The organism is Gemmatimonadales bacterium (assembly GCA_036265815.1).
In the GTDB taxonomy this organism is placed as follows: domain Bacteria; phylum Gemmatimonadota; class Gemmatimonadetes; order Gemmatimonadales; family GWC2-71-9; genus CAVVWJ01.
Map to the genome: position 1 here is coordinate 62083 of DATAOI010000092.1, position 20729 is coordinate 82811.

Annotated in this window: 16 protein-coding genes; 7 read left to right on the forward strand and 9 right to left on the reverse strand. The window is 69.7% G+C overall.

Going from position 1 to position 20729, the window contains the following annotated elements; translation table 11 throughout:
• The first annotated feature begins 18 nt into the window (after positions 1–18).
• Genes VHR41_18555 through VHR41_18575 form a run of 5 tightly spaced genes read left to right on the forward strand, consistent with a single transcriptional unit; the run spans position 19 to position 7478 of the window.
• Positions 19–1491, forward strand: a complete 1473-nt coding sequence (locus tag VHR41_18555; GenBank protein ID HEX3236199.1) for a HAMP domain-containing methyl-accepting chemotaxis protein — start codon at positions 19–21, stop codon at positions 1489–1491.
• An 8-nt stretch (positions 1492–1499) separates the two neighbouring features.
• Positions 1500–3485, forward strand: a complete 1986-nt coding sequence (locus tag VHR41_18560) for a HEAT repeat domain-containing protein (GenBank protein HEX3236200.1) — start codon at positions 1500–1502, stop codon at positions 3483–3485.
• Entirely contained in the window at positions 3482–4315 is an 834-nt protein-coding gene (locus VHR41_18565; GenBank protein HEX3236201.1) for a protein-glutamate O-methyltransferase CheR, read from the forward strand. Before VHR41_18560 ends, VHR41_18565 begins: the two co-directional genes overlap by 4 nt.
• Positions 4312–5400, forward strand: a complete 1089-nt coding sequence (gene cheB / locus VHR41_18570) for a chemotaxis-specific protein-glutamate methyltransferase CheB (protein ID HEX3236202.1) — start codon at positions 4312–4314, stop codon at positions 5398–5400. The genes VHR41_18565 and cheB overlap by 4 nt, the downstream gene beginning before the upstream one ends.
• A 41-nt stretch (positions 5401–5441) precedes the next feature.
• A complete protein-coding gene (locus tag VHR41_18575) occupies positions 5442–7478 on the forward strand; it encodes a response regulator (protein ID HEX3236203.1) in 2037 nt (678 codons plus the stop codon).
• Here VHR41_18575 and VHR41_18580 read toward each other — a convergent pair.
• From VHR41_18580 to VHR41_18620, 9 genes are all read right to left on the reverse strand, one after another.
• Positions 7475–7729, reverse strand: a complete 255-nt coding sequence (locus VHR41_18580; protein ID HEX3236204.1) for a hypothetical protein — start codon at positions 7727–7729, stop codon at positions 7475–7477. The two genes, VHR41_18575 and VHR41_18580, sit on opposite strands and share 4 nt — an antisense overlap.
• Before the next feature lie 14 nt (positions 7730–7743).
• Positions 7744–9858 carry a DUF2723 domain-containing protein gene (locus VHR41_18585; protein ID HEX3236205.1) on the reverse strand — a complete coding sequence of 705 codons (2115 nt, stop codon included), beginning with the start codon at positions 9856–9858 and terminating at the stop codon, positions 7744–7746.
• Positions 9859–9869: 11 nt separating this feature from the next.
• Positions 9870–11399: a bifunctional phosphoribosylaminoimidazolecarboxamide formyltransferase/IMP cyclohydrolase gene (purH, locus tag VHR41_18590; protein HEX3236206.1), complete on the reverse strand. Its 1530-nt coding sequence runs from the start codon at positions 11397–11399 to the stop codon at positions 9870–9872.
• Positions 11400–11421: 22 nt separating this feature from the next.
• The gene (gene purN / locus VHR41_18595; GenBank protein ID HEX3236207.1) at positions 11422–12027 is read right to left on the reverse strand and encodes a phosphoribosylglycinamide formyltransferase; all 606 of its coding nucleotides are present in this window, start codon (positions 12025–12027) and stop codon (positions 11422–11424) included.
• 120 nt (positions 12028–12147) lie between these two features.
• Positions 12148–12705 carry an HAD family hydrolase gene (locus tag VHR41_18600; GenBank protein ID HEX3236208.1) on the reverse strand — a complete coding sequence of 186 codons (558 nt, stop codon included), beginning with the start codon at positions 12703–12705 and terminating at the stop codon, positions 12148–12150.
• The gene (selA, locus tag VHR41_18605; protein HEX3236209.1) at positions 12702–14060 is read right to left on the reverse strand and encodes an L-seryl-tRNA(Sec) selenium transferase; all 1359 of its coding nucleotides are present in this window, start codon (positions 14058–14060) and stop codon (positions 12702–12704) included. Before selA ends, VHR41_18600 begins: the two co-directional genes overlap by 4 nt.
• A complete protein-coding gene (locus VHR41_18610) occupies positions 14057–15352 on the reverse strand; it encodes a carboxypeptidase-like regulatory domain-containing protein (protein HEX3236210.1) in 1296 nt (431 codons plus the stop codon). Before VHR41_18610 ends, selA begins: the two co-directional genes overlap by 4 nt.
• A complete protein-coding gene (locus VHR41_18615; protein ID HEX3236211.1) occupies positions 15349–18042 on the reverse strand; it encodes a valine--tRNA ligase in 2694 nt (897 codons plus the stop codon). Before VHR41_18615 ends, VHR41_18610 begins: the two co-directional genes overlap by 4 nt.
• Positions 18039–18473 (reverse strand): BON domain-containing protein, encoded by a 435-nt coding sequence (locus VHR41_18620; protein HEX3236212.1) that lies wholly within the window; start codon positions 18471–18473, stop codon positions 18039–18041. Before VHR41_18620 ends, VHR41_18615 begins: the two co-directional genes overlap by 4 nt.
• Before the next feature lie 103 nt (positions 18474–18576).
• Here VHR41_18620 and VHR41_18625 point away from each other — a divergent pair, with 103 nt between their 5' ends.
• Positions 18577–18726 carry a hypothetical protein gene (locus VHR41_18625; protein HEX3236213.1) on the forward strand — a complete coding sequence of 50 codons (150 nt, stop codon included), beginning with the start codon at positions 18577–18579 and terminating at the stop codon, positions 18724–18726.
• Positions 18723–20660, forward strand: a complete 1938-nt coding sequence (gene thrS, locus VHR41_18630) for a threonine--tRNA ligase (GenBank protein HEX3236214.1) — start codon at positions 18723–18725, stop codon at positions 20658–20660. Before VHR41_18625 ends, thrS begins: the two co-directional genes overlap by 4 nt.
• Positions 20661–20729 lie beyond the last annotated feature (69 nt).

Below are 20729 nucleotides of genomic sequence, written 5' to 3' on the forward strand. Positions count from 1 at the left end.
CCAACGACGGGTGCAACGATGCCGAGCCTGCAACAGACGGTCAAAGACTGGACCATCCGACGAAAGATCCTCACCGCATTCGCCGCGGTGCTGGTGCTCGCTTCGGTCCTCGGATGGCAGGCGATCCGCGCCCTCGAGCGGATGAGCGGTCTGGGCGCCGAACCGGCCGTGGCCCAGCAGATCTTCCGCGACTCGCGCTCGGCCATCCTCCTCGTGCTGGCCGTCACCATCGCGGCGGGGGTCGGGCTGGCCCTCGCGCTCGCCCGGCTGATCGCCGACCCGCTCACCAATCTCGGGGTCCTGGCAGAGCAGGTCTCCAAGGGCGACCTGACCACCGATGTCCGTAGCCAGTCCCGGGACGAGATCGGCTGGCTGGAACACTCGATGCGGCAGATGGTGAAGAACCTGCGGGAGATCGCCACCCAGATCGCGGTCTCCTCCCGCACCGTCGCCACCTCGGCCGAAGAGATCTCGGCGTCCTCGACTCAGATGGCCAAGGGCGCGGAGATGCAGTCCAGCTCGACCGAGGAGACCTCGTCCACGATGGTGGAGATCGCGTCCCAGATGCAGCACCTGGCCCGGAGCGCGGAGGCGCTCGCGGCCAATGTGGACCAGACCTCCGCCTCCATTCAGGAGATGAGCGCCACGCTGGCGCAGACGGCCCAGAACGGGGAGGTGCTGCTGGGAGCGGTAGAGGAGGCCACCGGCACGCTCAGCACCATGATCCAGAACGTGGGGGCGATCGCCGCACGGGTACACCAGGTGGACCAGGTGAGCCAGCAGTCGGTGGCCGACACCCGGCAGAACGGCGAGCGGCTGCAGGAGTCGATCTCCTCGATCGGCGAGCGGTCCGACGAGATCGGGAAGATCGTGAAGGTGATCGAGGGAATCGCCGACCAGACCAACCTGCTGGCGCTCAACGCCGCGATCGAGGCGGCCCGGGCCGGCGACGCGGGGAAGGGGTTCGCCGTGGTGGCGGACGAAGTGCGCCGGCTGGCCGAGCGGTCGGTCCTGGCGACGCAGGAGATCGGCGGCGTGATCGAGACCGTGCAGAAGGACACCAAGCGCGCCGTCAGCCTGATGGAGCACGTGCTGGCCGGCATCGTGGAGTCGATCGGCAAGACCTCCGGCCTGGTGGCGGAGGTGGCTCGCGCCGCGGACGCGCAGGCCGCCGACGCCAAGACGGTGCTCGGCACGGTGGGGGAGATGTCGACGCTGGCCCGCCAGATCGCGGGATCGATCTCGGAGAATGCCGCGGGCGCCCAGGAGATCAGCGCCGCGTCACAGAAGATGAACCAGTTGACCCATCAGATGTCCGAAGCAGTGGCGGAGCAGCGGCGAGGAGGCGAGATGGTGGTCAAGGCAGTGGAGGCGATCGCGGTTGTGTCCCGGCAGAATCTGGTCGCGGTGGAGCAGATGAACGACGCTGCAAAGAGCTTGGCCGGCGAATCCGACGCGCTGCGCCAGCGCGTCGCCCTCTTCCAGGTCTGAGACTTCGGATGCCGACCCCAATGGAGCGTCTGGACCGGCTCGAGGCAGCCGCCAAAGGTCCAGACGCAGAGCACGCGATTCTCGCCGCGCTGGAAGACGAGACCCTCGCGGTCCGGGAGCGCGCCATCCGGCTGGCCGCCCGCTATGTCGAGCCGGCGGTCCTGGCCGAGCTGGTAGCGGATGGCGAGAACGCGGTGCGCCGGAACGCCGGGCTCGCCGCGCTGGAGCGCCAGGGGCCCTACGCGGTCCCCCACCTCACCAGCATGCTCGCCCGGGGCGACGCCGAGCTGGCGATGTTCGCCCTGCAGAGCCTCTCCCGGATCGGCGACGCGTCGGCCGGGTCCGCCATCTTGCCGCTGCTGCACCACCCCGATCTCAATGTGGCCCAGGCGGCGGTCGAGGCCGCCGGGCGGCTTCGGGTCCAGACCGCGGTGCCCCACCTGATCATGCTGCTCGGCGGTGACCTCTGGCTACAGCTCGCCGCCATTGCTGCGCTGGGCGAGATCGGTGATACCCGGGCCGTCCGCCCACTCATGGCGCTGGTGCCCGACTCGGTGCTCGCCGAGCCCGCCGTGCAGGCCGTCCGGAGAATTGCGGCGCCCGAATCGCTGGAGCCGCTGCTGGTGCTGCTGCCCAAAGTGCGGGAACGGGCTCTCCGCGATCCGCTCCTGCTGGCGCTCGGCGTGGTGATCGAGCTGCACCCGGATCCGGCACCCGCGGCGATGCGGGCACGGGCCGAGCTGGGCGAGGCAGCGGAGGAGATGGTCGAGTATCTCAAGGGCATGGTGAGCCCGATCGCGATCGTCGACGACGGCGGCGAGGCCGAGAGCCTGTTCCGGGCGGCAACGGCGCTGGTGGCGGCGGCGGGGATCGAGGAGCTGGAGCCACCGCTGCTGGCTCGGCTCGCGATCGACGATGAGGCAGCGTGGATCGAAGGGCTCTTCCGCCGCTTCCCCGACGGAATCAGTGTCCGCATCGAGCAGCTGCTCGAGCAGCCCGACCCGGACGTCCGCTGCGGCGCCCTCCGGGTGGCCGCCTTCGGCGAAGGCGACCTCTCCCGGGTCATCGTCCAGCTGAGCGATTCTCACGCGCACGTTCGCGCCGCGGCCTGCCACGCGCTGGGCTACATCGGCCTGGATGCGGTGGCACCGCTGCTGATCGAGCGGCTCCGGCGAGGCGAGACTCTGGAGCAGGCCGCGGCGGCCCAGGCGTTGGCGCAGTTGAGCGTCGAGGCGCTGGGCGAGCTGGATGACTGCCTCCAGCCGGACACGGACGAAGCCGTGGCGGCGCACGCGCTCGATGTCCTGTCGCGCCGCCCGGTCCAGGCTCTGGAGGCGCGGGTCGTGCGGCTCACCGAGTCGCGGAATCCGGTGGTGCGCGGCGCCGCCCTTCGCGCGGCGGCCCAGATTCCAGGCTCGGCGGTGGACGTGATCCTGCTTCGGGCCCTCGCCGACCGGCACGTGCCGATCCAGCGTCAGGCGCTGGAGCTGCTGGTGCACCGGGGCGGGGAGCGTTCCGTCGCCACCATGGTGGTGCTGCTCGGCACGGCCGACTCGCTTCGCTTCCACGTCATCCGCGCGCTGGGGCACTGCCGGGCGCCCAGCGCGGCGGAGCCGCTCAGGAGTCTCTATTCCCGCTGTGGGCCGCACGAGCAGCTGCAGGTCGTCTGGTCGCTCATCCGCATCGCCCCGCCCTGGATCACCAGCTTCCTCCGGGAACGGCTGGCCGAGCCCAGTCTGGAGATGCGGCGTGCCGCGGCTCAAGGTCTCTCGGAGGTGGCCGGAGTGGATCAGCTGCCGGTGCTCATCCCACTGGCCACCGACGCCGACTGGAACATCCGGAACGAGGCCGCCCGTGCACTCGGCCGGTTGGGCACGCCCGAGACGCGCGCGGTGCTCCTCACGCTGGTCCGCGACGTCGAGTCCGTGGTGGCGGCCACCGCCCGGGCCTCCCTGGAGCTGCTGCCCCGACAGGTCTCGCGCATACCCGCATGAACGGAGTCGATCCGGGCGACTTCAAGCTGCTCACTGATCTGATCCAGGAACGCTTCGGCCTCACCCTACAGGGCGTGCGGCAGGAGATCTTCGCCAGCCGGCTCGCGCCCCGGCTCCGCGAGCTGCACCTGGATTCACCCCGCGACTACTACGAGTATCTCCGCTTCCATCCGGAGCGGGACGCCGAGTTCGCCAAGCTGCCCGCGATGGTGACCAACAACGAGACCTACTTCTTCCGCGAGCCGCACCAGTTCGACCTGCTGATCAAGCACGTACTTCCCGAGCGGCGGGACGCGCTCCGCGCCCGGCCGCTGCGCATCCTGTCGGCCGGCTGCTCGTCGGGCGAGGAGCCGTACTCCCTGGGGATGACCCTGCACGATGCCGGGCTGCCGCTCACCGGGATCAGCTGGGAGATCGACGCCTGCGATCTCAATCCCGATCGGATCGCGAAGGCACGGGACGCGACCTACGAAGAGACCTCGCTTCGAGCCTGCGATCCCGATATGCGCCGCCGCTACTTCGTCGAGGACGGCCGGCGCTTTCAGGTAAAGCCGAGATATCGTGGCGGACTGCGCTTCTTTCAGGCCAACCTGCTTGCGCCAAACGGCCAGCTGGGCTGGGGCGTCTATGACGCCATCCTCTGCCGGAATCTGCTGATCTATTTCGGCGAGACGGCGTTCGACAGCGTGATCAAGCTGTTCGCCCGCTGCCTGCTGCCGGGGGGCTATCTGTTCCTGGGGCATTCCGAGTCCCTGATCGACCGGAGCACCGCGTTCGAGCCGGTGGTGATGGGCAGCGTCATCTATCGGAAGACGCCGGCGGGAACGTGACCCGGATCTTCCTGGTCGACGACTCAGCCTTCGTGCGGCGCGCGCTCACCCGGGTGCTGGCCACCGAGCCCGGCTTCCGCGTGGTGGGCGAAGCCGCGTCGGGAGAAGAGGCGATCGCCAAGGTTCCCTTGGCCGACCCGGACTTCGTGACTCTGGACGTGGGTCTGCCGGGCATGGACGGCCTCGCGGTCCTCGGGGCCCTGCTTCGGTGGAAGCCGTCGCTCAAGGTCGTCATGCTCTCGGCGCATACCCAGGCCGGCGCGGCCGCGACCCTCGCGGCGCTGGCGGGCGGAGCGGTGGACGTGATCGACAAGACCCGGTTCAGCGTCATGGACCTGGAGATCCTGCGCCGGGAGGTGGTGGACCGGCTCAACGCGCTGGCCTCGACCGCGCGGCGCGCTGCCCGCCCGGCGGTCCCGGACGCGAGCGACACGCTGAGCGTGGCGGCCGAGGAGATCCGGCGCTGCGAGCTGTGCGTGATCGGCGCCTCCACCGGTGGTCCGGCCGCGGTGCAGCGCATCCTCCAGTCGGTGCCGACCCAGTTCCCCATGCCGATCGTGATCGTGCAGCACATGCCCCAGGGATTCACCGCGCCGTTCGCGCAGCGGCTCGACTCGCTCTGCCGTCTCCAGGTCGAGGAGGCGGTCGAGGGTGATCAGCTCCGGCCGGGCCGGGTAGTGATCGCGCAGGCGGGGCAGCATCTCAGGATAGGTCCCAACCTGGCCCTGACGCTCTCGCCCGATCCCCGCGACGCGAAGCACACGCCCAGCGTGGACGTGACGATGCGCTCGGCGGCACGGCTTCGGCCCGGCAGCGTCCTGGGCATTCTGCTCACCGGCATGGGTGAGGACGGGGCGGACGGGATGTGCGCGATTCGGAGCAGCGGGGGCCTCACCATCGCCGAAGCCGAGGCGAGCTGCGTCGTCTACGGCATGCCGCGGGCGGCCGTGCGCCGGGGCGGCGCCACCTGGGAGCTTCCGTTGCTGGAGATCGCGGACCTGCTCGCCGGGCTGGAGCCGCGGCGGGGGCGGACCGGCGAGACACTCGATATCCGGCGGAGATCGGCCCAGCCCGATATGTTTTGAGTGACCCACGGCTGTGCACTCTCGCTGTTGGAATGTCCTCGATGACTCAGGTGGACGACACGCGTACCCGGGAGGCGCCCGGCGGTTGGATCCTGGTCGCGGACGCCAACCCCGACGCCCGCGAATACATCACCCGGCTGCTCAGCCACCGGTGGAGCATCACCAGCGTGGCCGACGGGCGGGCCGCCCTCCAGGCGGCGCACGAGCAATCGCCCGATCTGATTATCAGCGATGTGAATACCCCGGGCCTCGATGGGATGGGCCTGTTGCGCACTCTCCGGACCGATCCGTTGCGGGCCCGTATTCCGGTGGTGCTGGTCTCCACTCGGGTCGGTGACCAGTCGCGGATCGAGGCGTTGGAGGCCGGGGCGGACGATTATCTGGTGCAGCCGTTCTCTGCCCGCGAGCTGGTGGCGCGAGTAGAATCGACCATCGCGCTGGCACGGCTGCGGGAGCAGGGTGAGGCGGCAGCCCGGGTCAGCGAGGAACGCTACCGCGCGTTCATCGAGCAATCCTCCGAAGGGGTCTGGCGGATAGAGCTCGACCAGCCGGTGGCGGTGACCCTTTCGGCGGACGAGCAGATCGATCGCTTCTATGCCCATGGCCGGCTGGCCGAGTGCAATGACGCGATGGCCCGCATGTACGGGTTCGAGCACGCGTCCGAGCTGGTCGGCACCGCCCTGGCGGACCTGGTGCCCCGGTCCGATCCCGCCAATCTCGCATTCCTGCACGCCTTCATCGACGCCAACTACCGCCTGTACGACGCCGAGTCGCACGAGATCGATCGGCACGGGCAGGCGCGATACTTTCTGAACAACTTCGTCGGCATCCTGGATCAGGGACGCCTGGTACGCGCCTGGGGGACCCAGCGCGACGTGACCGACCGGAAAGTGGCCGAGGAGCGGCTGCTGCAGGCGCAGCGTATGGAGGCCGTGGGGCGTCTCGCTGGTGGGGTGGCCCACGAGGCCAACAATCAGATGTCCGTCATCCTGGGAAGTGTCGCCTTCCTGTTGGGCCGCGGCGATCTGCCGGACGAGGTGCGGGAGGACGTCGAGCAGATTCAACGGGCGGCCGAACGGACCGCCAGCGTCACCACTCAGCTCCTGGCCTTCAGCCGGCGCCAGGTGCTCCAGATTCAGTGGCTCGACCTCAACACGACCGTGGCGGGAATGGAGTCGACGCTCCGTCGGACCATGGGCGAAGAGGTCACTGTGGTGCTGCGGATCCAGGACGTGTCCGGGAGCATCGTGGCCGATCCGGGCCAGCTGGAGCGGGCCCTGCTCAATCTGGCCTTGAACGCGCGCGACGCGATGCCCGGCGGCGGGCGTCTCACCATCGAGACCGGCACCATCGTGCTCACCGAGGCGTACGCCCGGCTCAAACCCGGCGTGGCGATTCAACCCGGGGCCTACGCGGTGCTCGCCGTGAGCGATACTGGACACGGCATGGATCGGGAGACGCTGGCCCAGGCGTTCGAGCCGTTCTTCACGACCAAGGGCCTGGGCAAAGGCACCGGACTCGGCCTCTCGACGGTCTATGGCTTCGTGAAGCAGTCGGACGGGTACGTCTGGGCCTACAGCGAGCCGGGGCAGGGCACAGTGGTGAAGGTCTATCTGCCGCTGGTGGACCTCCCGACAGAAGCCGGCGCTCCAGCTCGGTCCATCGCGCCGCCGGCCGTCATCGGGCGGACGGTGCTTGTAGTGGAGGACGAGCCGCAGGTGCGTCGAATGGCGGCGCGAGCGCTCGCCCAGGCCGGCCACCGGGTGTTGGAGGCGGCCGACGGCCGGGATGCCATCAGCCTGCTGGCCCGGGCCGGGCAGGGAATCGACCTGGTGCTCACCGATGTTGCGATGCCTGGGATGAGCGGGCGCGAGCTGGCGGAGCGGCTGCGGGAGGCGCGGCCCGACGTGCGGGTGATATTCATGAGCGGCTACGCCGACGACGAGATCGTGCGGCGGGGCCTGCTGGATCCGGAACAGCCGTTCATCCAGAAGCCGTTCACTCCGGCGGTCCTTGTCCAGCGGGTGGCCGAGCTCACGGAACAGTGGCTGCCTGCCTCCTCGCCTCCGATCCCTTAGAAACGAAAGCGGGGCAGCCAGCCCCAGCCCCACTCCAACGTTGCCGGCCACAACACGAACACCCAGAAGCCGAACGCGGCCAGCGGCAGGGCGAAGGCGAACGCCACGTCGGTAGGATCGCGCGGGGCCGAGCCCTGGGTCTCCCGTCCGCCGAAGAGGACCGGCGCCGTGGCCAGGTACCAGCCGACCAGCCAGAGCGGCCAGGCCGATGCGTGGGGGCGGGGTCCCGCCACACCAAGGCTGGTGCGCATGGGCCGCTCCGCTACTAGGGCGCCAGCCCCCGGTTGAGCTCCGAGGTGACCCGCCGCGCCACCGAATCCGATCTCACCGCGAGCGCGGTGTCTCCCGCCGCCTCGAACGCCCGTGCCGCGCCGCCGTACACCACCGAATAGAGCTGAAGGATCGAGCCCGAGGGCTGGTCCACCCAGCCGCGGGGCCGGTCGCGCGCGGCGGTCTGCCAGTGATACACGCCCCACAGGAGCGCCTTGGTTCTCGGCAGGTTGAGGTAGCCGAGCCCGGTGCTGAGAACCACCGAGTCGCTCGCGGTGACCGGGGTCGGCATCAGCTTCCGCACGAACCCGTGGGTGACGAGGTAGGCGCTCAGACCGAGCGTCTGGTCGGGGTAGCCCCCGTCGCTCCAGCTGAAGAAGACCGGCCGCTTGCCCATGTTGTCGCGAATGAGAAAGATCGTGGCCAGGTCCTGCCGCAGCAGGACGTCCTGCCCGAACCGAATCTGCAGACTGTCGAAGGTGATCCCGCCGTTGGCCGGGACCTGCATCGCCTCGGGGAGGCTGTCGACCTCCGGCTGGGTGAGCTTGAGCACCGGCGTGGTGGGCCGGGGCGGCACCGGGAAGCGCTTCCACAGGGCGGCCGCGCGAGACGGGTCGAAGGGAGGGGTCTCCCTCCGCCGCAGCTGCCGCAGGTGCCACTCGGTGTTCATGAGCGACAGGTTGGCCAGCGTCACGTCGGGCCGGATCCCCTCCACTTCCTGAGCGTACCACAGCGGGAAGGTGTCGTTGTCGCCCGCCGTGATCAGGATGCCGTAGGGCTCGACCGACTGAAGAATGTCGTAAGCGAAGTCGCGCGCCATCGTCTCGTGGGCGCGGCTGGCCGTGATGTGATTGCCGGCCAGGGGAATGAAGGCGAGCGCCAGCACCGGGCTCGCGGCCAGCCAGCGGTTGAGCTCGGTGCCCCGGCCGCGCAGGGAATCGACGATGCCCTGCATGAGCGCCCCCAGTCCGCAGGCCACGAAGGCACCGAACACGGCGAAGGAGCCGATGAAGAAATAGTCGCGCTCGCGGACCTCGCGGGGGAGTGACGCTTGGTCGGGGTACTGGGAGAAGCCGTACTTGAAGTTCATGTAGTACACCAGGCCCACCGACAGCGTCCCGAGCAGCGCCAGTCCGGCGATACCGGCGCGCCGATCGGACTTCCACAGCGCCCAGAGCCCGCTCAAGCCCAGCACGGTGAACAGTGCCGTCGCCACGCTGGCGAATCGCCCCCAGTCCCGGGCAAACTGCCAGGAGAAGTATTGCCAGAAGTTGCCCAGCTGGGCCGCAAAGCTGGCCTGCCGCTGGTCCAGCGCAGGCTTGCCGTATTGCACCCGGTTGAGCACGTCACTCAGCGCATGGCTGAAGAAGCCGACGGGCTCTCCCTCGTTGATCGGCGGGTACTGCGCGGCCCGGAGCGGCAGCCAGAGATAGTTGAGCGAGATTCCGACCACCGCCGCCACGGCCACGCCGATGAGTACCGGCGGCCGGGTGAGCACGCGCCAATCGGTCCAGAGGACGTAGACCACCAGTGCCGGGACCGCCAACAGACCCATCAGGTGGTTGGTGGAGGTGAGCGCGAGCACGTAGGCGATGAGCACCAGCCAGCGGTCGCGGTGGGGGCCGGGGGCATCGTCGCCCCAGCGCACCACCAGCCACATGACCAGCGCGATCGAGAAGAGCGAGACGGTGTACACCTTCTCGTTCACGGTCGACTGGTTCCAGACCGACCACGACGTGGCGCCCACCAGGACTCCGCCGAAGGCCGCCGCGTAGCGCGCCGGCCGGTGCGCCACGATCCCCCGCAGCCACCGCTCGGCGACGAGGAACCAGAAGCCGGCCGCGCCGGCGCTGGTGACGGCCGCGAACAGGTTGATCCGCTCCGCGTAGGACTTCGCGAGCGGGAGCAGGCCCCAGGTATGCGCCAGGATGGTGAACAGCGGGTTGCCCGGCGGGTGGGGGATGCCGAGCACCTTGGCGGCGGCGATGTACTCCGAAGTATCCCAGAACGCCGTGGTCGGCGCCAGCGTCAGGATGTACACCAGGAAGACCAGGACGAAGGTGCCGGTCGCCCAGAGGTACGGTGGGCGGTCCTGCGAGTCGGGTGTCATAGGCTCGGTGGCTAGTGTCGGAACTGGCGGCGGCCGGTCATCACCATGGTCATCCCATGCCGGTTGGCCGCCTCGATGACGTCGGCGTCGCGCACGGAGCCGCCCGGTTGGATGAGCGCGGTCACGCCCGCCGCCGCCGCAAGCTCGATGTTATCGGCGAAGGGGAAGAACGCGTCCGAGGCGAGCACGCTGCCGGCCGGATCGTGACCCTGCTGGCGGGCCTTGTGGACGGCGAGAAAGACGCTGTCGACCCGGCTCATCTGGCCAGCCCCGATGCCGATGGCCGCCTCGTCGCGGGCAAGCAGGATCGCATTGGACTTGACCGACACGACGGCCGCCCAGCTGAAACGCAGGTCGCTCCACTCGCGCTCGGACGGCTGGCGCTCGGTGGCCACCCGCCAGTCGTGGTCCGACGGGTCGAACAGGAACTGGTCCTGCACCAGGAAGCCACCGCGCACCCGCTTGAAGTCCAGCGCCCTGACCCCCCGGCTCACCGGCAGCTCCACCACCCGGAGCGCTTTCTTGGCGGCGAAGACCCGGAGCGCCTCCTCGTGAAAGGATGGGGCGACCACCACCTCCACGAAGAGATCGCTCATCGCCTCCGCGGTGGCGCGATCCACCACCGTGTTGAACGCGACCACCGAACCGAAGGCGGAGACCGGATCGGTCGCGCGCGCCTTGCGGAAGGCCTCCAGCGCCGAGGACGCGACCGCCACGCCGCAGGGCGTCGTGTGCTTGATCACGCCGCAGGCCGGCCGGTTGGACCAGCAGGCCACCGCCCACATCGCCGCGTCGACGTCCAGCAGATTGTTGAACGAGAGCTCCTTCCCCTGCCGCTGGGTGAGGTCCCGCATGCCGCGCGGCTCCTCGGTGACGTAGAGGGCGGCGCGCTGGGACGGGTTCTCACCGTAGCGCAGCGTCTGCACCCGCTCCATCGCGATCCCCAACCGCGGCGGCAGGCCGTCCTCCTTGGCGGTGAGGTACGCGGCGATGGCGGCATCGTAGTCGGCCGTGTGGGCGAACACCTTGGCCGCGAACTCGCGGCGCAGCTCGTCCCCGATCGGTCCCTTCCGCAGCAGGGCCAGGACCTTGGGGTAGTCGGTCGGATCGACCACCGGCAGCACGAACTGGTGGTTCTTGGCGGCGCTCCTGAGCATCGAGGGGCCGCCGATATCGATGTTCTCGACCGCGTCCTCGAACAGCGTCTCGGGGCGGGCGATGGTCATCTGGAACGGATAGAGATTGACCGCCACCAGATCGATGGGAACGATCCCGTGCTCGGCCACGGCGGCCAGATGCTCGGGGCGATCCCGCCGGGCGAGCAGTGCCCCGTGCACGGCGGGATGGAGCGTCTTGATCCGTCCGTCGAGCAGCTCGGGGAATCCGGTCACCTGGTCCACCGAGGTGACCGTCAGACCGGCGGCACGGAGCGCGGCCGCCGTTCCACCGGTCGAGATGATCTCCCAGCCGAGCTGTGCCAGCCCTTCGGCGAAGACGACGATCCCCCGTTTGTCGCTGACCGAGATCAGTGCGCGGGGCATGTCGATCTGATCATCCAGCGGATCACGGGACGGACTCCATCGGTTCGGGAATCGGCACCGGGTGACCGGCCGCGGCGGCGGCCAACACGGCGGCCGGCAGCAGTCGATGCTCCACCTCCAGCACCCGCGCGGCCAGGGTGTCGGCCGTATCGCCGGGGAGCACCGGCACCCGCGCCTGCCCGAGCACCGCGCCGCGGTCGTACGCCTCGTCGACCAGATGCACGGTGGCGCCGCTCTCCCGCGCGCCGCTGGCCAGCACGGCCTCATGCACCCGGTGGCCGTACATCCCCTTGCCGCCGAAGGCGGGAAGCAGCGCGGGATGAATGTTGAGAATGCGGTCGCGGAAGCGGGCGACGACCGGCGCCGGGACCAGCTTGAGATAGCCGGCGAGGACGACGAGCTCCGTACGGTGTCGCTCCAGCCGCGCCAGCCATTCGGCCGCGTCGGATGGCTGGGAGAGCACCTCGGCCGGAACTCCGTGGCTGCGCGCGTGCTCCAGCGCGCCGGCCTCCGGCCGGTCGGACAGCACCAGGACCACTCGCGCCGGAGCCCCGGGGCCGAGCGCGCGCAGCAGCGCCTGGAGATTGCTGCCGCGCCCGGAGACGGCGACGGCGACGCGCATGGTCATGGGCGAAGAAGGTAGCAGGGTGGGGCAGGGTGGGGCAGGGTGGGGCAAGGTGAAGGAACACAGCCTGCTACACAGTCACCCTGCGGCACCAACCTTTGCCCCACCTTGCCTCACGCTGCCTCACCCTGCCTCACCCTGCCCCACCATTCTCCCCGCCGCCGTCTCCAGGTCGGGAACGATCACCCACGATCGCGCGTCCGGCAGCAGCGCCTCCTCGCGGCCCGCGCCGGTGAGCAACAAGGCGCCGTGGCCGCCGAACAATCGTGCGGCGGCCAGATCTCTCAGCCGGTCGCCGATCCACCAGCTCGCGGCGAGGTCGATGTCGAGATCGCGCGCGGCCTCGCGGTAGAGCCCGGGTCCGGGCTTTCGGCAGTCGCACGGGCCGGTGATCTCGGGCAGGTGGGGACAGTGGTAGTGGCCGTCGAGCCGCGCGCCTTCCTCCGCCAGCAGCTCGTCCAGCCGCCGTTGGGTGGCCCGATACTCGGCCTCGCTGAGCCGTCCGCGGGCGATGCCCGACTGGTTGGTGGCCACGACGGCGAGGATGGCGGCATCGTTGAGCATGCGGATAGCTGCCGCCACCCCTGGCAGGAGCCGCACCGCGGCGGCATCGCGGAGGTAGTGGAGATCTTCGATCAGCGTGCCGTCGCGGTCGAGGAACGCCGCGCGACGCCGGCTCACGCGAGGAGGGCCTGCGCCAGTGCCTGGGCCACCAGCGGGAAGGCGGCTTCCGGCAGGGTGCGCGGGTCCAGCAGCACCCGTCCGCCGGCCACCCGGGCGATGACCGGGGGCTCCGCCATCCGAAGCCGGAGAGCCAGGCCGTCGGGACCCATCTCGCCGGCGTCGAGCACCACGACGCTGGTGGGAAGCACGGCACCGGGGAACGAGCCACCACCAACCGCGGACTCCCCCGGCTGCACGGCGGCGTGAAGTGGCGCAGGACAGAGCTCGGCGAGCCGCGCCGCCCTGGCGGCCAGCTCGGTGGGGTCGACGGTCAGCATCTGGAGAACCGGGATCGAGCGGATGGCGGTGTCGGGATCTTCATACAGCGCGAGCGTGGCCTCGAGGGCGGCCAACGTCAGCTTGTCGGCGCGGAGCGCACGGGCAAGCGGATTCGAGCGACACTCCGCCACCAGCGCGCCGCGACCCACCATGCATCCTGCTTGCGGACCACCCAGCAGCTTGTCGCCGCTGAAGAGCACCAGTCCGGCTCCTGCCGCCAGTGCGTCGGCCACCCGCGGCTCGGAGGAGAGCCCCCAGCGCGAGAGATCGGCCAGCAGGCCACTGCCCACATCGTAGAGGTAGGGGACGCCTGCCTCGCTTGCCAAGCGGGCGAGCGCTTCCGGCTCGGGCGAGGCCACGAAACCTCGCTGCTCGAAGTTGGAGCGATGGACCGTGAGCACGGCGCCGACGCTCTGGTCCAGGCCGGCCCGGTAGTCCTCGAGATGGGTGCGGTTGGTGGTGCCGATCTCCCTGAGCCGCGCCCCGCTCCGCGCCAGGATGTCGGGAATGCGAAAGGAACCGCCGATCTCGATGAGCTCGCCGCGGGAGATGAGCACGTCGCGTCCGGCCGCGTGCGCGTTGAGCGCGAGCACCAGGGCGCCGGCCGCATTGTTCACCACCAGGGCGTCCTCGGCCCCGGTGACCCGGCGAAGCAGATGGCGACAATGATCGGTCCGGCTGCCGCGGGTCCCGGAGGAAAGGTCCAGCTCCAGGTTGCTGTACCCACCGGCGACTCCGACCATCGCCTGGATCGCGGCGTCCGCCAGCGGCGCCCGACCCAGGTTGGTATGGAGGACGACGCCGGTGGCGTTGAGCGCGGGGCGGAGGCCCGGACGAGTCCGCTGGTGCAGCCGGTGCGCGATCTCGCTGCCCCAGTCCTCGGGCGGGCCGGCCCGCCGGGTTCGGGCCGCGTCGAGCGACTCCCGGACTGCCTCCACCACCGCGCTCCGAGGCGCCGTCCGGAGGAGGGCCTCGACGGCCGGCTCCCGCAGCAGCCGGTCCACCGAGGGAAGCTGGCGCCGGGCGTCGGTCACTTGGGTTTCTTGCGGGGAGACCCGCGCTTGGTGCTGTCGCCCGGCGGGCGCAGCGAGTCCGCCGCGCCAGGCTTGGGCACCGTAAGCGTGGCGTGGGCCGAGCCGGGGACACCGGTCACGTTCCTCAGCTTGATGATTTCGACGTTGTACTTCGCATCCGGCTTCCAGGGCTGTGCCACCCGGACGACCAGGTTGTCGAACAGCGCCGGCCGGGTGGTGAGAGGAGCCGCCGCGGCTGCCTGGCCGCGGAGCTGCCCCGCCACTCGCTCCAATTGCCGTCGGCCGGCCCGGCCACGCTCGGTGGTGTCGCCCGGCGGGGGCCGGGGCGCCGTGGTATCGGCCCGGAGCGTATCGCGTCGGGTGGTGTCGCGCCCGGTCGTGTCACGGCCGGTGCGCTGAGGGGCGTGCAGCGAGTCATCCAGCCGCTGGGGGAGCAAGGAGACGACGCGCACCGGCGTCGAATCCGGCAGCAGCCGGACCCGCACGTGACTAGTGTCGAACCGCTGGCGGGGATCGAGCATCTCGGTGAACTCGAGCACCGCGGACAGGCTGTCCCGGATGGTGCTGCTGCGGATCCGCGGGGGGGTCGTGTCGTGCACGAAGGCCCACAGCTCACCCACAGCCGACGTGCCGCGCTTCACCAGGACGCTGTCGAACGCCTCTCGGCCGTCGGCCCGCAGGTTGTGGTTTTCGTCCAGCACGCCGCGCACCACATACATTCCGTCCGGCACCGGCCCCAGCGTGAACTTCCCACCCGAATCGGTGAGCGCCCGGTACGGCAGACTGTCGGGCATGAGGATCGCTTCCACCAGGGCCGCGGCAGCTGGTCGCGCCGAGCTCCAGTCGACCACCATGCCGTCGAGCTTGGCGGTGGGCAGCGGGGGGCCGGTGCTGAAGGTGATGACCCGTCCGGTCTTGCTCCGGTTGCGGTGGAGATCGGTGACGCCGGGGAGCAGCTCGACCCGGTAGACCCGGTCGCGCCGCCAGCCCTCCGCGGGGTGCACGGTGATCCGGTCGCGGCGCCATTCAACTTTCGGCACCAGCGTAGTCGGCGAGAGAATGACCAGCCGCTCCAGGTCCCCGGTGCCGGTACCCAGATTGGGGGAGCTGCCCTCGGAGATCACCTCATCGAAACGAAACTCGACGCTTCCCTTGAAGTCCGGCAGCAGGGCGAACGAGTCCGGCCGGGTGGTCACCAGCTGCGGAGGCGTGGGATCCGGTGGGCCGCCCGGGGGCGGCTCGATCTTGGCGCAGCCCGCCAGCAGGATCGCCGCGCCTGCCAGGCGCCTCACGAGCATCCCAGACGCTCGCGCTTGCGGACGAGCACGTCGCATTGCTCCTTCCACGCCGCGAGCTTCTGCCGCTCCTTCTCGACGATGTCACTCGGTGCACGGGTCACGAACTGCGGGTTGCCCAGCTTGCCTTCCTGCGCGCGGAGCAGGTTGGAGAGACGCTCCACCTCCGAGCCCAGCCTGCCGCACTCGCGGCCGACGTCGATCGCATCTCCCAGCGGGACGAACACCGAGGTGCCATCCGACAGCACCGCGTTCCCGCCTACCCGCTCGCTGCTTTCCCCGAACGCGAGCTCGGAGACTTTGGCCAGGCGCAGGATTGTGGCCCGCTCATGCGAGAGTCCGACGTGGGCGTCTCCACCGTTCCGGCTGACGACGGCGCGCACCGCCTGGCCGGGCTGCACCCCGTATTCCGCCCGGATCCCGCGGATTGCGCCGACGACCTCCTGCACCAGCCCGAACTCGGCCAGCGCGTCAGGATCCGACGCCCGCGCATCCGGCCGGGGCCAGGGGCTCACCGAGATGGACGCCCCGGCCGGCCGGCCGGGAAACCGCCGCCAGAGCGCCTCGGTGATGAACGGCATCACCGGGTGCAGCAGTCGGAGCGCCACGTCGAACGTCTGCGTCGCCACCGCACGCGCCACGTCGCCGCCAGGCAGATCGCCATAGAGTCGAGGCTTGATCTGCTCGATGTACCAGTCCGCGAGATCGCTCCAGAGAAAGCGGTACGCGGCCGCGGCGCCCTCGTTCAAGCGGAAGCGCTCGAGTGCATCGGTGGTCTCCCGCACCGCGGCGTCGCAGCGTGCGATGATCCAGCGGTCGGCCAGGGTCAGCTCGTCGCGCCGCACCACGTTGCGGCCGGAGCCGGCCAGGGGCCGTACCGGACCGTCCAGATTGGAGAGGATGAACCGGCCGGCGTTCCACAGCTTGTTGGCGAAGTTCCGGCCGGGGGCGAAGGAGGCCTCCAGGTCGTCGGGATCGAGGATCACGTCGGTGCCGACCGACATGCCGGAGACCAGCGAGTAGCGCAGCGCGTCTGCGCCGTAGCGCTCCACCACCTCTAGCGGATCGATCCCGTTGCCCAGCGACTTGGACATCTTCCGGTGTTGGGTGTCGCGGACGGTGCCGTGCAGATAGATGTGGGTATAGGGCACCTCGCCCATCACGTGGAGCCCCGACATGATCATCCGCGCCACCCAGAAGAAGAGGATCTCCGGAGCCGACACCAGAGTGTGGCCGGGATAGTAGGTGGCGAGGTCCTGGGTTTGCTCCGGCCAGCCGAGGCTGGAGAACGGCACCAGCCAGGATGAGAACCAGGTGTCGAGCACGTCCGGATCCTGCCGGACCGGGCCGAGGCAGGCGGGACAGACCTCCAGATCGGTGCGGCTCACGCTGGTGCGCTCGCACCCCTCGCGCTGGCAGTACCAGACCGGAATACGGTGGCCCCACCAGAGCTGGCGCGAGATGCACCAGTCGCGGATCCCCTCCAGCCACTGGACGTAGTCGTCGCCCCGGCGCTCGGGAATGAATTGCAGCGTGCCGTTCCGGTGTGCCTCCAGCGCGGGCCGGGCGAGCGGCTCCATCCTGACGAACCACTGGTCCGAGAGCCGGGGCTCCACTACAGTGTCGCACCGATAGCAGTGCCCCACCGCATGCCGGTGATCTTCGACTCGCTCGAGTAGGCCCGCGGCCTCGAACTCTTCCACCACCCGTCGGCGGGCCTCGTATCGGTCGAGCCCCTGGAACCGCTCCGGCGCGGCCAGGCTGATGCGAGCTTCCGGCGTGAGCACGTCGATGGCCGGCAGGTCGTGACGGCGGCCGATCTCGAAGTCGGCCGGGTCGTGGGCCGGCGTCACCTTGACTGCGCCGGACCCGAAGGCCGGGTCCACCGCCGCATCCGCCACGACGGGGATGAGGCGGTCCACCACCGGGAGCCGGAGCTCCCGCCCCACAAAGTGGCGGTAGCGCTCGTCGTCCGGATGGACTGCCACCCCGCTGTCGCCCAACATCGTCTCGGGTCGGGTGGTGGCCACGGTGAGGTGCCCGCTGCCATCGGCCAGCGGATAGCGCAGATGCCAGAGCTTTCCGTCGACCTCCGCCTTCTCCGCCTCTTCATTGGAGAGTGCGGTCAGGCACCGGGGACACCAGTTGATGATGTAATGGCCCCGATAGACCAGGCCTTCCTCGTACAGGCTCACGAAGGTCTCCCGCACCGCGCGGGAGAGTCCCTCGTCGAGAGTGAAGTAGGTTCGCGACCAGTCCGCCGAGCACCCGATCGCCTTGAGCTGGTCGAGGATGGCGGCGCCGGTGTCGCGCACGTGGGCCCAGACCCGGTCGACGAACGCCTCGCGCCCCAGCTCGAAGCGGGTCAGGCCCTCCTTGGCCAGCAGCCGCTCGACCACGTTCTGGGTGGCGATGCCGGCGTGGTCGGTGCCCGGCAGCCAGAGCGCCCGACGCCCGCGCATCCGCTCGAAGCGAATGAGGACGTCCTGCACGGTGTTGTTGAGCCCGTGACCCATGTGCAGCGCCGCCGTGACATTGGGCGGCGGCATCATGACCACGTACGGCTCCCCGGTGGCCCCGTGCGCGGCCGCTCCCTCGGGCGAGAACACCCCTCGCTCCTGCCACCAGGCGTAGAGCGCGGACTCGATGAGGGACGGATTGTATTGGGGAGCGAGCGGCTCTGTCATGCGCTCTGATCGGTGGCGCGACGCTTCGGGACGTGGCCCTGGTCGTCCTCGCCGCGAACCAGGATGCTGTTGATCACCCGCTCGATGCCGGGCGCGGCGAGCGCCACCCGGCCCGCGAGGGAGCGGGCGGCACGGTTGGGCACCCAGCCGCGGACCTCCACCACGCCGCGCGCCACGGGGGCCGCCACCAGGCTCAGGTTCCCCAGTCGGGGCTCCTCCCGGAGCGCCGCTTCCACGGCTCGAACCGAGGCGGAGGTCGTCGGCCGGGCGTCCGCTCCCTCCCGGAGCCGCTGGGCCGCGCCCCGGACCCGGCCGCTGCTCACCCCGCCCATCCATTCGCTCAGGGCAAAGCCGGCCACCAGGCCGGCACCCATCCCGAAGGTGGTCCACATGAAGATCTCGGAGCCGCTCAGGCGGTTGTCGTGGCGCACGCGCAGTCCTCCCGCTGTCCTCTTCCGGGTGAAATCACCTCACAGTTAAGTTAACATTTCCGCCATGCAAACGCAGGAATCCGTCTCTCTCGAAGGCCTCCGAATGAACGATGAGCGTGCAGGGATTCGCGGTCCCGAGCTGGTCCGCTGGCTGGTGGTCGCGATCATCCTCGCGGCCGGCATCGGGCTGTTCTTCTGGTATGGACCCAGCAGCCATCCCGCCGCGACCACCACGGTCCACGAGGCCCCATGAGCGGGATCATGAGCGGCACCATCCGGATCACCTTGCCGGACGGCAGCCAGCGTGAGGTGCCGCCCGGCACCAGCGCCCGCCAGATCGCCGAGTCGATCGGGCCGGGATTGGCCCGTGCGGCGCTCGCGGCCCGGGTGAACGGCGCGGTCTGGGACCTCGATCGCCCGCTCGAGAGCGATGCCACCCTCGCCATCCTCACCGAGCGCGATCCGGAAGCGCTCGAGGTGCTGCGGCACTCTTCCGCCCACATCCTGGCCACCGCCGTGCGCGAGCTCTTTCCCGGCGCCGGCATCGGCTTCGGTCCGCCGATCGAGGACGGGTTCTACTACGACTTTCAGGTAGACCGTCCGTTCACGCCGGACGACCTCGAGCGGATCGAGGCCAAGATGGCCGAGGTGGCGCAGCGGGACTACCCGTTCGTGCGCGAGGTGGTGGACCGGGGGGAGGCCAACCGGCGTTTCAGCGACGATCCGCTCAAGCTGGAGCGGATCTCCGAGCTGGGCGACAACGAGACGATCACGGTCTACACCGACGGCCCGTTCATCGATCTCTGTCGCGGACCGCACATCCCCCGGACCGGGCGGCTCAAGCACTTCAAGCTGCTCTCCGCCGCGGGCGCGTACTGGCGGGGTGACGAGCACCGGCAGATGCTGCAGCGGATCTACGGCACCGCCTGGTTCAAGAAGGACGAGCTCGACGCCTACCTCCACCGGCTGGAAGAGGCGCGGAAGCGGGACCACCGCCGGGTCGGGCGCGAGCTCGATCTCTTCATGTTCCACCCGTCCGCCCCTGGAGCCACGTTTTGGACCGAACGTGGCACGACGCTGTACAACGTGCTGGTAGAGTTCGTGCGTGAGCGACAGGCCGGGGCGTTCCAGGAGATCAAGACGCCGTTGATGTACAACAAGATGCTGTGGGAGACGTCGGGGCATTGGGGGAAGTACAGGGAGAACATGTTCCTGGTGCTGAATAAGGAAACGGGCGAGCACGACGCGTCGCTCAAGCCGATGAATTGCCCCTCGCACTATCTGCTGTACTCGGCCAAGAAGCACTCCTACCGCGAGCTGCCGCTCCGGTACGTCACCTTCGACGTCCTCCACCGGAACGAGGTGACCGGGGCGCTCTCCGGACTCACCCGTGTGCGGCAGTTCGCGCAGGACGATTGCCACGTCTTCCTCACCGATGCCCAGATCGGGAACGAGGTGAAGTTCCTCATGGACTTCATCCTCGGCTACTACCGCACCTTCGGCTTGCAGGCCAGCCTCAAGTTCGCCACCCGACCGGATACCAGGATCGGCGGTGACGAGCTCTGGGACCGGGCCGAAGGCGCGCTCAAGGGCGCGCTCGAGGCTACCGGTATGCCGTACGAGCTCAATGTGGGTGACGGGGCGTTCTACGGCCCCAAGATCGACTTCGACGTGACGGACTCGATCGGTCGGAGCTGGCAACTGGGCACGATTCAGCTCGACTACAACGCGCCCGAGCGATTCGACCTCACCTACGTGGGCGATGACAATACCGAGCACCGTCCGGTGGTGATCCACCGTGCCGTGAGCGGCTCCTTTGAGCGCTTCATCGCCATTCTCATCGAGCACTTCGCGGGCGCGTTCCCGGTCTGGCTCGCACCGGAGCAGGTGCGGGTCATCCCCATCTCCGACGCGCAGACGCCCGCGGCGCGCCAGGTGGCCGGCCGGCTGACGGCCGCGGGCATTCGAGTGCACGTCGACGACCGAAGCGAGACGCTCAACTACCGGATCCGCGAGGGCGAGGTCTGGAAGGTGCCCTACATGGCGGTCGTGGGTCAGCGGGAGGCGGAGAGCGATAGCCTTGCGCTCCGGGTTCGGGGGGCGGGGAAGAAGCAGGAAGTCATGACCACGGACGCCTTTCTCGCCCGGATCGTGGACGAGGTGCGGACCCGGGCGCTGGTGCCGTAAGCGACGAGGGATGGAGCAACGCCCGTGGCCGGGGTTATCTTGCCGTCCGTGACCCCAACCGGAATGGTT

Excerpts from the sequence above, each read along its gene's own strand:
- VHR41_18555 (HEX3236199.1), top strand. The coding sequence starts at position 19 with ATGCCGAGCCTGCAACAGACGGTCAAAGACTGGACCATCCGACGAAAG.
- VHR41_18560 (HEX3236200.1), top strand. The coding sequence starts at position 1,500 with ATGCCGACCCCAATGGAGCGTCTGGACCGGCTCGAGGCAGCCGCCAAA.
- VHR41_18565 (HEX3236201.1), top strand. The coding sequence starts at position 3,482 with ATGAACGGAGTCGATCCGGGCGACTTCAAGCTGCTCACTGATCTGATC.
- VHR41_18575 (HEX3236203.1), top strand. The coding sequence starts at position 5,442 with ATGACTCAGGTGGACGACACGCGTACCCGGGAGGCGCCCGGCGGTTGG.
- VHR41_18580 (HEX3236204.1), bottom strand. The coding sequence starts at position 7,729 with ATGCGCACCAGCCTTGGTGTGGCGGGACCCCGCCCCCACGCATCGGCC.
- VHR41_18585 (HEX3236205.1), bottom strand. The coding sequence starts at position 9,858 with ATGACACCCGACTCGCAGGACCGCCCACCGTACCTCTGGGCGACCGGC.
- purH (HEX3236206.1), bottom strand. The coding sequence starts at position 11,399 with ATGCCCCGCGCACTGATCTCGGTCAGCGACAAACGGGGGATCGTCGTC.
- purN (HEX3236207.1), bottom strand. The coding sequence starts at position 12,027 with ATGACCATGCGCGTCGCCGTCGCCGTCTCCGGGCGCGGCAGCAATCTC.
- VHR41_18615 (HEX3236211.1), bottom strand. The coding sequence starts at position 18,042 with ATGACAGAGCCGCTCGCTCCCCAATACAATCCGTCCCTCATCGAGTCC.
- VHR41_18625 (HEX3236213.1), top strand. The coding sequence starts at position 18,577 with ATGAACGATGAGCGTGCAGGGATTCGCGGTCCCGAGCTGGTCCGCTGG.
- thrS (HEX3236214.1), top strand. The coding sequence starts at position 18,723 with ATGAGCGGGATCATGAGCGGCACCATCCGGATCACCTTGCCGGACGGC.